General features: G+C 66.2%; 15 protein-coding genes. 7 read left to right on the top strand and 8 right to left on the bottom strand.

All coding sequences use genetic code 11. From position 1 onward, the window contains the following. The first annotated feature begins 91 nt into the window (after nucleotides 1–91). Nucleotides 92–859 carry a UTRA domain-containing protein gene (locus FM111_RS09325; protein ID WP_087140684.1) on the top strand — a complete coding sequence of 256 codons (768 nt, stop codon included), beginning with the start codon at nucleotides 92–94 and terminating at the stop codon, nucleotides 857–859. Nucleotides 860–869: 10 nt separating this feature from the next. On the opposite strand, the gene FM111_RS09320 is transcribed toward FM111_RS09325, so the two are convergent. Together FM111_RS09320 and FM111_RS09315 are read right to left on the bottom strand one after the other, a co-directional pair. After that, complete coding sequence (locus FM111_RS09320; RefSeq protein WP_087140683.1) at nucleotides 870–2,186, bottom strand: DUF5690 family protein; 1,317 nt, start codon at nucleotides 2,184–2,186, stop codon at nucleotides 870–872. 236 nt (nucleotides 2,187–2,422) lie between these two features. Next, nucleotides 2,423–3,181: a hypothetical protein gene (locus FM111_RS09315; protein ID WP_087140754.1), complete on the bottom strand. Its 759-nt coding sequence runs from the start codon at nucleotides 3,179–3,181 to the stop codon at nucleotides 2,423–2,425. A gap of 132 nt (nucleotides 3,182–3,313) precedes the next feature. Here FM111_RS09315 and FM111_RS09310 point away from each other — a divergent pair, with 132 nt between their 5' ends. Both FM111_RS09310 and FM111_RS09305 read left to right on the top strand, forming a co-directional pair. After that, nucleotides 3,314–3,919 (top strand): LOG family protein, encoded by a 606-nt coding sequence (locus FM111_RS09310; RefSeq protein WP_087140682.1) that lies wholly within the window; start codon nucleotides 3,314–3,316, stop codon nucleotides 3,917–3,919. Nucleotides 3,920–4,034: 115 nt separating this feature from the next. Beyond that, nucleotides 4,035–4,328 (top strand): CC_3452 family protein, encoded by a 294-nt coding sequence (locus FM111_RS09305; protein ID WP_087140681.1) that lies wholly within the window; start codon nucleotides 4,035–4,037, stop codon nucleotides 4,326–4,328. Nucleotides 4,329–4,417: 89 nt separating this feature from the next. Here the strand turns inward: FM111_RS09305 and gltX are convergent, their stop codons facing one another. From gltX to FM111_RS09285, 4 genes are all read right to left on the bottom strand, one after another. Then, nucleotides 4,418–5,752: a glutamate--tRNA ligase gene (gene gltX / locus FM111_RS09300; protein ID WP_087140680.1), complete on the bottom strand. Its 1,335-nt coding sequence runs from the start codon at nucleotides 5,750–5,752 to the stop codon at nucleotides 4,418–4,420. Nucleotides 5,753–5,943: 191 nt separating this feature from the next. Beyond that, nucleotides 5,944–6,318, bottom strand: a complete 375-nt coding sequence (locus FM111_RS09295; RefSeq protein WP_087140679.1) for a DUF4377 domain-containing protein — start codon at nucleotides 6,316–6,318, stop codon at nucleotides 5,944–5,946. Between the two features lie 133 nt (nucleotides 6,319–6,451). After that, entirely contained in the window at nucleotides 6,452–6,853 is a 402-nt protein-coding gene (gene dksA / locus FM111_RS09290; RefSeq protein WP_087140678.1) for an RNA polymerase-binding protein DksA, read from the bottom strand. 220 nt (nucleotides 6,854–7,073) lie between these two features. Further along, complete coding sequence (locus tag FM111_RS09285) at nucleotides 7,074–7,502, bottom strand: flagellar assembly protein FliX (RefSeq protein ID WP_087140677.1); 429 nt, start codon at nucleotides 7,500–7,502, stop codon at nucleotides 7,074–7,076. 184 nt (nucleotides 7,503–7,686) lie between these two features. On the opposite strand from FM111_RS09285, the gene FM111_RS09280 reads away from it, so the two are divergent. The 4 genes from FM111_RS09280 to FM111_RS09265 are packed head-to-tail and all read left to right on the top strand — an operon-like array spanning nucleotide 7,687 to nucleotide 11,199. Then, nucleotides 7,687–8,805, top strand: coding sequence for a flagellar basal body P-ring protein FlgI (locus tag FM111_RS09280; RefSeq protein ID WP_087140676.1), 1,119 nt, complete (start codon nucleotides 7,687–7,689; stop codon nucleotides 8,803–8,805). Next, nucleotides 8,805–9,113, top strand: coding sequence for a rod-binding protein (locus tag FM111_RS09275; RefSeq protein WP_087140675.1), 309 nt, complete (start codon nucleotides 8,805–8,807; stop codon nucleotides 9,111–9,113). The genes FM111_RS09280 and FM111_RS09275 overlap by 1 nt, the downstream gene beginning before the upstream one ends. Beyond that, on the top strand, nucleotides 9,110–9,550 hold the full coding sequence (locus FM111_RS09270) for a flagellar basal-body protein FlbY (protein WP_087140674.1): 441 nt from the start codon (nucleotides 9,110–9,112) through the stop codon (nucleotides 9,548–9,550). Before FM111_RS09275 ends, FM111_RS09270 begins: the two co-directional genes overlap by 4 nt. A gap of 47 nt (nucleotides 9,551–9,597) precedes the next feature. Further along, complete coding sequence (locus FM111_RS09265; protein WP_087140673.1) at nucleotides 9,598–11,199, top strand: EAL domain-containing protein; 1,602 nt, start codon at nucleotides 9,598–9,600, stop codon at nucleotides 11,197–11,199. Here the strand turns inward: FM111_RS09265 and FM111_RS09260 are convergent. Continuing rightward, nucleotides 11,172–12,773, bottom strand: coding sequence for an ABC-F family ATP-binding cassette domain-containing protein (locus FM111_RS09260; protein ID WP_087140672.1), 1,602 nt, complete (start codon nucleotides 12,771–12,773; stop codon nucleotides 11,172–11,174). The two genes, FM111_RS09265 and FM111_RS09260, sit on opposite strands and share 28 nt — an antisense overlap. Continuing rightward, entirely contained in the window at nucleotides 12,739–12,876 is a 138-nt protein-coding gene (locus FM111_RS16375) for a hypothetical protein (RefSeq protein WP_003165247.1), read from the bottom strand. The genes FM111_RS09260 and FM111_RS16375 overlap by 35 nt, the downstream gene beginning before the upstream one ends. Between the last annotated feature and the right edge of the window lie 46 nt (nucleotides 12,877–12,922).

Raw genomic sequence — 12,922 nt, 5'->3', positions numbered from 1 at the left:
CCGCCGTTTTCGTTACGGGCGGCGCAAAGGATCGACGCCGGGGCGCGAAGACGCGATAAGGCGTCAACGACTTCTCAGCCGACGAGCCTTTATGTCCGCCGCCCCTGCGCCTGCCTGGTGGAACGCACCGACCGAAACGCCTGCGGGCGATCGGGGCCGCTATCTGGTGGCCCGCGACCATATCGCCCGCCAGATCCACAGCGGCGCACTGAAGCCGGGCGCCAAGCTGCCGTCGGAACGCCAGCTTCAGGATGGGCTGGGCGTCGCACGCGGCACGATCCGCGAAGCCCTGTTCCAGTTGGAGTCTGAGGGGATGATCTTCCGCCGCGACCGCAGCGGCTGGTATGTCTCGCCCGAGCCCGTGACCTATGATCCGACCCGATGGGCGGGCTTCATGACCTATGTCGCCGAACAGGGCCGCCAGCCCGCGACCGAGACCCTGTCGACCGCCTCGGTCGAGGCGCAGGACGGGGTCGCCAAGGCCATGGGCCTGCCGCTGGGCGCGCCGGTGCATCTGATCCGGCGGCGGCGTCTGATCGACGGGCGGCCTGTGCTGGTCGAGCGCATCTATGTCGAGGCGGAGCGGGCGCCGGATCTGCTGGCGCACGATCTGGACGGCTCGCTGACGCAGATCCTCAAGAGCCGTTATCGGCTGGCGGTGACGCGCAACCGGGTCGAGATGCAGCCTTGCGCCCTGATCCAGGAAGAGGCCGAGGCTCTGGGCGTCAAATCAGGCACGCCGGGCCTTCTGGTCATCCGCGCCAGCTTCGACGCGGCCGGCCGTATCGTCGAATACGACCACGAATACTGGCGCCACGACGCCCTGCGCGTGAAGGTCGATCTGGACGTCACGCCCTGACGCCAGGTGGTCAGGAGGCCGCCGCGTCTGGTGCGGCCTGCGCCATCTGGACCTGATGCTTTCGTCCCAGCTTCCGCCCGAAATAGACCGCCGACGCCAGGGTCAGAACCAGGCTGGCCGCTGCTGAGGCATATGCTGCGCCGATGAAGAACTGCAGCCAATCCAGTTGTGGCGCCGCGAAGCTACGATAGAGCAACAGGATGACGCTGCCGATATAGCCTGACGCATCGGCCACATAGATCAGGAAGCCTGCCGTCCCGACTCTGCGCGTCGCCGCCAGCATCCGGTCGAACAGCATGGCGTTGAAGGGGGTGTAGGCCATGTAGAGGCCCGCGCCGCTCAGGATCATCCATGTCAGCGCCGACACCAACTCTGCCTGAAAGGCCAGGGTCGACAGGCCGATCAGGGCGGCGCCCGCGATCACCACGCCATGCATCACCATCAGCGCACGCCGGTTGTCGCGGATCAGGATCAGACTGCCCAGCACGATCAGCACGATGACCGCCACCGGCAGTTCGCTGGCGGCGAAGACGCCCGCCGCATCGCCATATCCGACCGCCTCCCAAACCTCTGCCGAGAAGTTGTCGCGGAAATCCCGGAAGGCGGTGAACAGGACATAGGCGGCGATCAGCGCGGCCAGTCCCAGCCCGTAGTCGGCCAGAAAGTGGCGCCGATCATCCTTGTTCATCGGTGCGCGGCGAATGCGCTCGCGTTCGTCATCTGCGTTAGGGCCGGGCAGTTGCGCCAGTCCCCAGACCGAAACCAGCAACAGGGGCATGAAGACCATGCCCGCCGCCGCCGGCATCCACAGATCGCTGACGGCCGCCTGAAGCAGCAGCTTGCCGACCGCCTTCACCACGCCCGACGACAGGATGAAGCTGGCGCACAGCACGGCGCCCAACACGTCGGAGACCCGCCTCCCTTCCATATAGGCGAACACCAGCCCCCAGATCAGGCCCAGCGGCAGGCCGTTGAAGAACAGGGCCGCCACATTCCACGGTGCCGGGATCAGGGCGAACGCCACTAGCGCCAGCCATGAGGCGCCGATCAGCATAAGGATGGCGCGGCCGCGTCCCTGACCGTCCGCCTCGGCGATCACCTTGACGCCGATCCACTTGGACAGGGCGTAACCGATGACCTGGGCGATCACGAGGGCGACCTTGTAGTCCAGCACGAAGGCCCAGCCCTCTACCCCTTCGAACGTCGCCGCTGAGAACGGCTTGCGGAAGGCGTACATGGAGAAGTAGGCGCAAAACCCCGCCAGGCCCGCGAAGATCGAGAAACCGATCGGACCCGCATCCTTCAATTTTTGCGTTAGAGATTTCACGTCCGGACCAACCTTCTCGTACGAGATATTGGTCTAGACCAAATTTACTGCAACTCGGTGACAGCGCCGCTCACGATCGTGCGTCACGTATCGGGCCCGGCATAAGAAAAAAGCCCGACGCACTGAGCATCGGGCTGAAAGTCGTTTGGTGATGGTGGGTGTCCTCGAAGAAGGAAGACCCTCTCTTGATCAACTGGTTTGGTTAATGCCGCATTAACGACGATCCGCTCCGAAATTCAGGCATCTGGATCGGGAAACCAAGTCGTCTGACGCGCCGCGCTCGACAACTGACGCGTGACCCGCCACCCCTCTCCTGCCCGCTCGGCTCGGTCAGCGGACACGCCAGGGCCGGGATAGTGGAAGACGCGTCCCTCTACCTCGATGTCGCTCGCCCGATCTCCTACAACAGGGACGACAACGCCCCAACGACCATGGGAATCCGCCACGCCATGAGCCGTCCCTCCACCGGCCCGCACGGCGACTTTTTTGCCAGGGTCGGCGCGGCCGGAGGCAATCAGACCGCGCCCGTCACCGTCCAGGGCGTCCAAGGTCGGCCCCGGCGTCAGACGCAGGCTGGCGCCGCCGTCCGTCAGAAGAGCGGCCAGGCCTCCGGTCCCTCCAACCACCAGCAGGCGCTCTGGGCCCGGCGTCGTCGCCTGGCCGATCTGGATCTCAGGCGTCAGAATTTGCCCGACCGCCGCCGGACTGACATGCAGTTCAAACCGTCCTCGCGCATCCGCAGCAGCGGCCACAACCGAGCCGTCCGTCCCGCCGAGGATCACGCGCGCGCCTGGCGCGGCTTCTCCCCGCACCAAGACGCCGCCAGACGCCTGAGAAAGAACGCTGGTGATGCGCGGCGTCGCCATCCAGTCGCCGTCCTGCACTTCGGCCGCATCAGCTTCCGCATCGCTCTTGGGGGCGCCGCATGCCGAAAGCGCCGTCGCCAATCCCAGCGCCAGGCTCAAACTCAATCGCAGGCCGATCCTTCGTTCCATCCTGTCCCGCATCGCTATAAGGCTGTGTGTCCAGATAGACGGCTCCGTTCGCTTGGCCCAGCCCCTTCGGCGCAACCCGCTTGGCGCTCCCCGCCTGTCTTCACTTGCCCGCCTGAGGTCACCAAAGGTCCCATGTCCCTGCCCTCCGTCAATATCGCCCCGTTCGAGGGCCAATCCGTCTGCCTATTCTGCGGTTCTTCCGATGGGACCGATCCGCGCTACATCCAGGCGGCTTCGGAGTTCGGCAAGGCGACGGCCGAAGCGGGGTGGCGCTTCGTCTATGGCGGCGGCGGCGTAGGCCTGATGGGCGCCTCGGCTCGCGCGGCACATGAAGCAGGCGGCCGCGTCGTCGGCATCATGCCCGCCTTCCTGCGCAGCCGCGAGCGCCTGTTCGATGACGTGGAGACGATCGTCGTCACCTCCATGCACGAGCGTAAACAGCTCATGTACGACGAATCCGACGTCTTCGTTGTCGCACCCGGCGGTGTCGGCACGCTGGAAGAGGTCGTGGAGCTGCTGTCATGGAAGCGGCTGGATCTGCACGCCAAGCCCGTCATCTTCTTGAATCTGGACGGCTTCTGGGACGGATTCTTCACCTTGATCGAACACACGGTCGAAAAGGGCATGACGCCGGCCAGCTTCCTGGAGGCCTATGTCAGCGTCGATTCGGTCGAGGGTGCGATCGAGGCCATGAAATCAGCTCAGGACACGCCGCACTTGCAACATGATCGTCGGTAAGTAAACGTGCGTCAGTAACGCCGGTCCGTCAGGCGAGAAGCTGGATTGACAGTTTTCTTAAAAAACGGCCTATGGCGATGCTGGGCGTGCGCCCCACCCTTATCGGAGACTGTTCATGCGTGCTCTTCTCGCCGCCGTCGCCTTGTTCGCGGCCGCTCCTGCCTTCGCCCAGGCCCCGGCCACCAGCGCCACCCTGGCTGACGCCGCCAAGGCCCCGACCGGCCGTGTGATCGTCGACGGCGCCACCTGGCGCTGCGAGGGCGACGCCTGCACCGCCACCGGCGGCTCCAACCAACCCGCGACGCGCGCCTGCCGCCGCGTGGTGGCCAAGCTGGGTCCGGTGACCAGCTTCTCCTACAAGGGCCAGGCCCTGAGCGCTGAAGAGGTCGCCGCCTGCAACGCAAGCTGATCCAGATTCAGTCCTGAACGAAAAAGGCCGCCTTCACGATGAAGGCGGCCTTTCTTGTTTGCGCTGGCTTGTTTGCGCTGGGCGAGCCGTCAGGCGGTTTCGCCCTTCAGTCGCTGAACCATGCGTTCGCGGCCGATGAGCGGGATCATCGCGGCCATATCCGGCCCATGCGCCTGCCCCGTCAGGATCAGGCGCAGCGGCATGAACAGGCCCTTGCCCTTGGCGCCGGTCTTGTCCTTCACCGCCGCCGTCCAGGCCGACCACGCCTCGGCGTCGATGGTCTCAGGCAACAGGTCCAGAGCCGCGGCGGCGAAGGCGGCGTCTTCGATCACCGGCGCCACTGGCCCCATGACGATCTTCGCCATTTCAACGACATCGCCAAACTTGCTGAGGTTGCCCTTCACGGTGTTCCAGAAGGTCTCGCCCAGGTCGACGCCCAGAGCCTCAAGGCGCGGCTTGGCGGCGGCGTAGTCGATAGCGTGAACCGCCTGCGCGTTCAGACGATCCAGATCGGCCGTGTCGTAACGGGCGGGCGAGCGGCCCATCTTGGAGAAGGCGAAGGCCTCGCCCAGGTCCTGCAGCGAGGCGGCGACCTCCAGATTGTCCGAAGTGCCGATCTTGCCCAGGTGGCTGGTGATGGCGATCGGCTCATAACCATCGGCGCGCATGTCCATGATGGCCAGCGAGCCGAGACGCTTGGACAGGGCCGTGCCGTCGGCGTCGACCAGCAGCGGCATGTGGGCGAAGCCCGGAACCTTGGCCCCCAACGCTTCGAAAATCTCGATCTGTGCGCCGGTGTTGGTGACGTGGTCCTCGCCCCGGATGATGTGAGTGATCTCCATGTCGATGTCGTCGACGACCGACGGCAGCGTATAGAGGAACAGGCCGTCCTCGCGGATCAGCACCGGGTCGGACATGGAGGCGGTGTCCACCTCGGCATGGCCGCGCGCCAGGTCTTCCCAGGCGACGCGCTTGCCTTCCAGCTTGAAGCGCCAGTGCGGGCGGCGGCCTTCGGCCTCCAGGGCGGCCTTTTCGGCCTCAGTCAGCGACAGGGCGGCGCGGTCGTAGATGGGCGGCAGGCCGCGCGACAGCTGCACCTTGCGGCGGCGGTCCAATTCGTCGGCGGTCTCATAGCAGGGGTAGAGGCGACCTTCAGCCTTCAGCTTGGCGGCAGCCTCTTCATAGCGGTCGAACCGCTTGGACTGGTTGTAGCGTTCGTCCCAGGTCAGGCCGAGCCACTTCAGGTCGATCTCGATGTTGTCTTCCGACTCCTGCGTCGAACGGACCAGGTCGGTGTCGTCGATCCGCAGCACGAAGGAGCCGCCCTGCCCCTTGGCGAACAGCCAGTTCACCAGAGCCGTGCGGACATTGCCGACGTGCAGCTTACCCGTGGGAGACGGAGCGAAACGAACCTTGACGGACATGAGGATCCTGCGAGCCTGAAAGCGAAGGCGGCCGGGCGGCCCGCCGCGAACCATGATGATCCGGGCAGAGCGTCCAGTCTCTGAAAACGTCGAAAAGGCGTCGCACCCGCGCGGGCGTGACGCCGTTCCGATAGGGGTCTAGGTCGATCACGGCCCCCTCGAAGTCAAGAGAGGCGCGTGTGGAAACCTGATCAGCGCTGAGCAGGCTTCTGGTCGAGGATTTCGATCAGCGACCAGCGCACAGACGAGGCGTCGGCCGGCGGATTGGCGACCGGCGTGCCACGAACGCGCAGGCGGTATTCAACACCCGGCTTATGCTCAAAGCCTTCATAGCCGAAATAGTGCAGTTCCCAAGGCTGGCTCTCGGTCTCCCGCACCTGCAGGCAAGTGGTCCGCGCCACGCCCGCCGTGCATGGGCGCACCTCAGAGGCCACGTACACAACCTTCTCCACGACGTCGCCCTGGCCTGCGGGAACCAGCGGCGCGGGTTCGACAGCAGGGGTCTGGGCGCAGGCGCCGAGCGCCAACAAAGCGACAGCCGAAAGAGAAGCAAACGTACGGGTCATGAAATATCCTTGCGCAAGTTATGGACGACAGCGGCAGATCAACCGCCGTCGCCCGCCTATTGCAGGCGCAACATGGCTCAAACTTGGAGCAAACCCGAACTTTTCGTCATTTGACGAAAGTTTGCATCGCCAATCAGTCGTCGCGGTGAACTCGCTCACGACGTTCATGCCGCTCCTGAGCCTCCACCGACAAGGTGGCTGTCGGCCGAGCTTCCAGGCGACCCAGGCCGATCGGCTCGCCGGTATCCTCGCAATAACCGTAGGAGCCGTCCTCGATCCGGCGCAGCGCGTCGTCGATCTTGGAGATCAGCTTACGTTGCCGGTCACGAGTTCGAAGCTCCAGCGCGCGATCGGATTCCGACGATGCCCGGTCCACCAGGTCGGGGTGGTTCTCGGTCTCGGCTTTCAGATTGGTGACGGTGCCCTTCGACTCGCGAAGAATGTCGTCTTTCCAGGACAGAAGCTTGGTCTTGAAATAGGCGACCTGCCGTTCGTTCATGAACGGCTCGTCGTCGGTCGGCCGATACACAGCCATGTCCCCGGACACTACAGAGGCCAATGCGGTCATCGCACTCACACTCATTCCCTAATCGCGCCCCCCTGCGGCGCATGGGCCGTATAGGCAAGCGCAAGAGTCGCGGCAATGGCGTTCGCGAGTCCGTGATATGGCTAAGCTGCGCTTACGCGGGGTTAGTGTGGCGAATTATCCTCACAAAGCCCCGGAAACGCAGGGTTCAGCCGAAGTTTCAACGTCTTTAGGCGCGTGATCGGCTCATTTCCGCTTTTGCCAATTCTACCGAAGCGCGCAGGTCGATCTGGTCCAGCACAGCTTTCAGGCCCGGCTCAGAATCCTCATCGCGCTCTTCGCGCAAATCACGAGCCAGACGTCCCAGAGCCGTCGCCCCGTCCTGACCGCCCAGCAGCGCCAGCTTCAGCTCGTCCAGTCGATCCAGCAGACCAGAGCCCCGCCTAATGGCCCGGCGGCGGCGCTCCGTCGGGTCTTCCACGCCTTGCAAAGCCATCAGCGCCGCAGCGCTCGCGACGCCCGATGCGGATGAGGTCGCGCCGGCCTGAGCCGCAGAGGCCGCGCCTCCGGTCGTCGGCAAGGCGAAACCGCCCGCCGCGCGTGCAGCGGGGCGCGTGGTCGGCGTCGAAGCGGCGCCCAACGGTCCGGTGACCTTCATGCAAGACGTCTCCTTCTATGCTTCGCATCATGCCCTCAGGGGCTGAAGTCTTGGTTAACGACCCGGCAAAACCTGCCGCGGAGCGCAGGGCCAAAGATCGATCGATATTGAATTCAATAGTGTTTTTGTCCGGCATGATCCTCGCATGGTTAATCACGAACGCTCACGCAGGGACGTCTGTCGTATGCAGAAGTTGCTTACCGCCCTTATCGGCCCGGCCATCGCGGCCCTGGTTCTCGCCGCCCAGCCGGATGCGGCCGAGGCCCAGTCGCGCATCAAGGACATCGTTTCCATCGAAGGCGTCCGCTCGAACCAACTGGTCGGATACGGCCTGGTGGTCGGCCTGAACGGCACCGGCGACAGCGTCCGCAACTCGCCCTTCACCCGCCAGTCGCTGGAAGGGATGATGGAGCGTCAGGGCGTCAACATCCGCGGCGCCAACCTGAACACCAAGAATGTGGCCGCCGTCATGGTCACGGCCGAGCTGCCGCCCTTCGCCACGCCGGGTTCGCGGCTGGACGTCAGCGTCTCGGCCATGGGCGACGCGAAGAGCCTGCTGGGCGGCACGCTGCTGGTCACCGCCCTGCAAGGCGCTGACGGCGAAATCTACGCCGTGTCGCAAGGCTCGGTTCAGACCGGCGCCGTCTCTGCCTCGGGCGGCTCCGGCTCCTCGATCACCCGCGGCGTTCCCACGGCGGGCCGCATCGCTTCCGGCGGCGTGGTCGAGCGCGAGACTGGTTTCGACCTCGGCTCCATGCCGGTGGTGCGCCTGAACCTGCGCAATCCGGACTTCACCACAGCCCAACGTATCGCCGCCGCCATTAACCAGACCTACCCCCAGACCGCCTTCGCCGAGAACGGCACCGTCGTCGCCATCCGCGCGCCCCAGAACTTCGGCATGGCGGGCTTCCTCAGCCGGGTCGAGAACCTGCCGGTCCAGATCGATTCCCCGGCCAAGGTCATCATCGACGAGGTCAACGGCGTCATCGTCATGGGCGAAGCCGTCCGCATCTCCACCGTCGCCGTTGCGCAGGGCAATCTGACCGTCTCTGTCCAGGAGACTCCGCTGGTCAGCCAGCCCGAGCCGTTCAGCCGCGGCGGCCAAACGGTCGTCGTGCCCCAGTCGGACATCAGCATCTCCGAGGAAACCGGACGCCAGATGCGGATCGTCGGCGGCTCGACCTCTCTGTCCACCCTGGTCAATGGCCTGAACGCCCTCGGCGTCAGCCCGCGCGACATGATCAGCATTCTTCAGGCCATCAAGGCCGCCGGCGCCCTGCAGGCCGAAATCGAGGTGATCTGATGAGCCCCCTCGCCGTCTCTCCCGACCTGCTGCGCGCCAATGTCCCCGCCAGCCCGGACCAGTCTGAGAACCAGAAAGCCATGCGCCGCACGGCCGAAGCCTTCGAAGCCAGCTTCCTGTCGCAGATGATGAAACCCATGTTCGAAGGCCTGAGCACAGAGGCCCCCTTCGGCGGCGGCGCGGGCGAGGCCGCCTGGCGCGGCTTCCTGGTCGACGCCATGGCCCAGCAGACCGTGAAAGCGGGCGGCGTCGGCCTGGCCGACAGCGTTCTGGCCCAGATGATCAAGATGCAGGAGCAAGGCGCATGACCGCCGATGTCGAAACCGCCACCCTGCGCGTGCAACACCTGACGCGCCTGACCTACGACCTGACCGAGCGATTGTCGTTGGAAATGGAAGCCCTGCGCGCCCACCGCCCTCAGGATCTGAACGAGGGCATGGCGCAGACGCAGGAGATGGCCAATCTTTACCGTCGAGAATCCGCCCAGGTGAAAGCCAATCCAGCCGCCATCGTCGCCGCGCCAGAGGCCGATCGCCGCGCCCTGATCAAGGCCACCGAGGCCTTTGAAGAGGTGCTGGGCGAGCACGCCGTGACCGTGGAAGCGGCGCGCCAGGTCTCCGAAGGCCTGGTCCGCACCATCGCCGCCGAAGTGGCGGGCGCACGCGCACAGGGTGTGGGTTATGGCGCCTCGGGTCAGGCCATGCAGGGCGACGGACGGGCGGTAGCGTTGAACCGCACAGCCTGAAGCCAACCGTCGCTATTCTTTAACAGCCCGCGTCCTATGGCTTTGGCATGACCCTGACCCCGCGCCTCTTGGGCCTGGCTTTCGCCGCCGCCGACGCCCTGATCGAAGTCGATCAGCATGGCGTGGTGCGCTTCGCCCTGGGCTCCGGCGCCGTTGCGGGCCAGCAGACGGCCGCCTGGGTCGGCCACCCCCTCAGCGACCGCCTGTCGATCAACAGCGCCGCCGCCCTTCAGAACCTGCTGGGCGGGCTTCGCCCCGGCCAGCGCAGTCCGGCCGCCGAAGTGCTGGTCGACTGCGGCGACGGCCGGATGCGCCGCGCCACCTTGCGCGCCTTCGCCTTGCCCGACATCGCGCCGGCGCAGTCCTGCGCCCTGTCCTATGAAGGCGAGCCCTTCGTCGTCGAGGACACGCCCCTCCCCGTCGGCGCCCCGACCAGAGACGCCGAAGGCTTCCTCAACCATGCCCGCGTCAGCCTGGCAGGCGGCGAGGCCGGCGCCCTTCAGCGGCTGGCCCTGGCCTTCATCGACGTGAACGGCCTGCAGGGCGTCGATCCCGCCACGCTGGGGCGGGTCCACAACCGCATCGGCGCCACCCTGAACGCCGCCTCGCATGACGGCGCCAGCGCGGGTCAGTTGACGCCCGACCGCTACGCCCTGATCCGCGATCTGGACGATACGCGCGAGCTGGCCGCGGAAATGCAGAAAGTCGGTCAAGCCGAGGGCCTGGCCCTGTCCGCCGTCGCCACGCAAAGCGCCCTAGGCGGCGACGCCGCCTCGGCCCTGCGCGCCATGCGCTTCGCCATCGAGGGCTGCCTGAAGGACGGCGGACTGGATCAGCCCGAAATGTCCTTCGCCGATTCCCTGCAACGCACGCTGAAAGACGCCGAACGTTTCCGCAGCATCGTGCGCGACCGTGAGTTCGCCCTCTACTACCAGCCCATCGTCGACCTGAAGACGCGAGCCGTGCACCATTTCGAAGCGCTGGCCCGCTTCGGCAAGGGATCAGGTCCCGCCGCCGCCATCCGCATGGCTGAGGAACTGGCGCTGATCGACGGCTTCGATCTGGCCGTGGCGGAAAAGGCGGTGCGGCGCCTACGCGAGCCGGGCGGCGGCCTGCTGAAGATCGCCGTCAACGTCTCGGGCGCATCTCTGGCCAACGACGCCTATGTCGCCGCCCTGCTGAAAATGACCGCCTCGGCGCCCGATGATCGCCGGCGTCTGATGGTCGAAGTGACCGAGACCGCCGCCCTGGCCGATCTGGCCGCCGCCGACCGGCGTCTGGGCGCTCTGCGTAATGCAGGCATCAAGGTCTGCATCGACGACTTCGGCGCAGGTTCGGCCTCGTTCGACTATCTACGCGGCCTGTCCGTCGATGCGGTGAAGATCGACGGCGCTCTGGTGCGCGATATCGACATCGACACCCGCACGCGCACCCTGCTCGCCCATCTGGTCGAACTGTGCGGGTCGCTAGACCTTGAGACCATCGCCGAGATGATCGAGACGGATCAGGTCGCCGACGCCCTGCGCGATCTGGGCGTCACCCACGGTCAGGGGTGGTTGTTCGGTCGGGCCGAGGCCGAGCCCCGCACCATCCTGAACAGCTCCGCGATCCGGGGGCGCCGTCAGGGCGTGGTCGAAGGCTGGAGCTGACCGTCCTTCAGCATGATCGTCCGTTCGACGCCCAGATTATCCAGAAAATCAGTGTCGTGGCTGACCACCACCAGAGCGCCGTCATAGCCTGATAACGCCGCCTCCACCGCCTCGACGGAATCGATGTCCAGGTGGTTGGTCGGCTCATCCAGCACAAGCAGTTGCGGCGGCTGGGTTCCGGTCATGACGCAGGCCAGGGCCGCGCGCAGCCGCTCGCCGCCGGACAGGTCTCCGGTTTTGCGGTCCGCCTGCACATTACGGAACAGAAACCGCGCCAGAGCCGCCCGCGCCGCATTGGGCGTCCCCTGCGTGTTCAACCGCAGCCAGCCTTCGACGAGTGTTTCGTCAGGCTTCAGCATGGCCGCCTGCTGATCCAGCAGGGCCGCGCGAACCGGCCGCTCGACCGTTCCCGCCGATGGTTCGGTCAACCCCGCGATCAGCTTCAACAGGGTCGTCTTGCCCGCACCGTTGGGACCGACCACAGCCACCCTCTCCGGTCCGGTCAGGCGCAGGGAGATCGGCCCCAATAAACAGCGGCCTTCGTCGGCCCTCACGACCGCCTCATTCAGGTTCAGCACCATGCGGCCCGCAGGCAGGCCCGTCGGCGGCATGGCCAGCGCCATCTGGCGCACCCGCTCGACCCGTTCGCGCGCCTCGGCCAGATCGGCCTCGACCGTCTGACGTTTGCGTTCGGCCAGACGCTGGCCGCGCGCGCCGCTCTCCTCGGCCCGCTGAGCCTGTGCATCGAGCAGAATCTTGGGATCGGAGCTGTTGGCGCGCGCCGCCTTGCCCGCCCGATCACGCCTTGCCTGACGCTCCTGTGCGATCTGGGTCTCGCGCTGGACACGGCCGATGGCGCGCTCGGCCTGTTCCAGATCGCGTTCGGCGGCGGCCCGTTCAGCGTCGCGCCGCTCGACATACAGATCCCAGCCGCCGCCATGCACACGCGCGCCCAGACTGGACAACTCCACGATGCGATCCACGCGGCGCAGAAGGGCGCGGTCGTGGCTGACCAGCACCACGCCGCCCGGCCAGTCGGCCACCACATCGGCGATCATGGCGCGGGCCTCGGCGTCCAGATGGTTGGTCGGCTCGTCCAGCACCAGAAGGTCCGGCGCGGCCAGCTTCAAGCCCGCCAGCCGCAGCCGCGTCTGCTCGCCGCCGCTGAGGTCGGCCGTGCGGCGATCCAGCGCCAGATCGGCCAACCCGACCTCGGCCAGAGCCGCCTGCAGACGCTCTTCCAGCGTCCAGTCCGCCTCGGCCATGTCGTCCAGCGAGCCTTCGCCCGCCAGCACGCGATGCAGGATCGCTAGCGGCGCTGCAACGCCCAGTGTATCCGCCACTGTTTCGTCATCCCCCGGCATCTGGGCCTGCGCCAGCCAGCCGACCGTTCCAGCACGCGAGATGGCGCCCTCGGCGGGTTCAGCCAGACCGGCGACAAGGCGCAGCAGCGTGGTCTTGCCCACGCCGTTGCGGCCCACGACGGCCGTGCGTTCGCGCCCGAAGGCGAGCGTCAGATTGTCGAAGAGGCCTCTGCCGTCAGGCGTGCGGGCCGCGACGCTGTTGAGCGTCACGAGCGCGGATGCGGACCGGCTTGGGCTTGGGTTGTGCGAGGACATAGGCGAACACGAGCAGCGGAACGGAAAGGGCGAAACCGATTTCCAGGGTGCTGATCATGATCGTCGCGCCTCCTCACTGATGCGTTGGCTGATTGAAGGATGGG

Origin of the sequence: Brevundimonas diminuta 3F5N (assembly GCF_900163625.1) — a bacterium.
Classification (GTDB): domain Bacteria; phylum Pseudomonadota; class Alphaproteobacteria; order Caulobacterales; family Caulobacteraceae; genus Brevundimonas; species Brevundimonas diminuta_A.
This window is presented reverse-complemented; position numbering and strand designations above follow the sequence as displayed.

Coding starts and splice junctions, on each gene's coding strand:
- FM111_RS09295 (WP_087140679.1), bottom strand. CDS start 6,318: ATGACCCGTACGTTTGCTTCTCTTTCGGCTGTCGCTTTGTTGGCGCTC.
- FM111_RS09310 (WP_087140682.1), top strand. CDS start 3,314: ATGTCCCTGCCCTCCGTCAATATCGCCCCGTTCGAGGGCCAATCCGTC.
- FM111_RS09315 (WP_087140754.1), bottom strand. CDS start 3,181: ATGGAACGAAGGATCGGCCTGCGATTGAGTTTGAGCCTGGCGCTGGGA.
- dksA (WP_087140678.1), bottom strand. CDS start 6,853: ATGGCTGTGTATCGGCCGACCGACGACGAGCCGTTCATGAACGAACGG.
- FM111_RS09325 (WP_087140684.1), top strand. CDS start 92: ATGTCCGCCGCCCCTGCGCCTGCCTGGTGGAACGCACCGACCGAAACG.
- FM111_RS09265 (WP_087140673.1), top strand. CDS start 9,598: ATGACCCTGACCCCGCGCCTCTTGGGCCTGGCTTTCGCCGCCGCCGAC.
- FM111_RS09275 (WP_087140675.1), top strand. CDS start 8,805: ATGAGCCCCCTCGCCGTCTCTCCCGACCTGCTGCGCGCCAATGTCCCC.
- FM111_RS09305 (WP_087140681.1), top strand. CDS start 4,035: ATGCGTGCTCTTCTCGCCGCCGTCGCCTTGTTCGCGGCCGCTCCTGCC.
- FM111_RS09270 (WP_087140674.1), top strand. CDS start 9,110: ATGACCGCCGATGTCGAAACCGCCACCCTGCGCGTGCAACACCTGACG.
- FM111_RS09280 (WP_087140676.1), top strand. CDS start 7,687: ATGCAGAAGTTGCTTACCGCCCTTATCGGCCCGGCCATCGCGGCCCTG.
- FM111_RS16375 (WP_003165247.1), bottom strand. CDS start 12,876: ATGATCAGCACCCTGGAAATCGGTTTCGCCCTTTCCGTTCCGCTGCTC.
- FM111_RS09285 (WP_087140677.1), bottom strand. CDS start 7,502: ATGAAGGTCACCGGACCGTTGGGCGCCGCTTCGACGCCGACCACGCGC.
- gltX (WP_087140680.1), bottom strand. CDS start 5,752: ATGTCCGTCAAGGTTCGTTTCGCTCCGTCTCCCACGGGTAAGCTGCAC.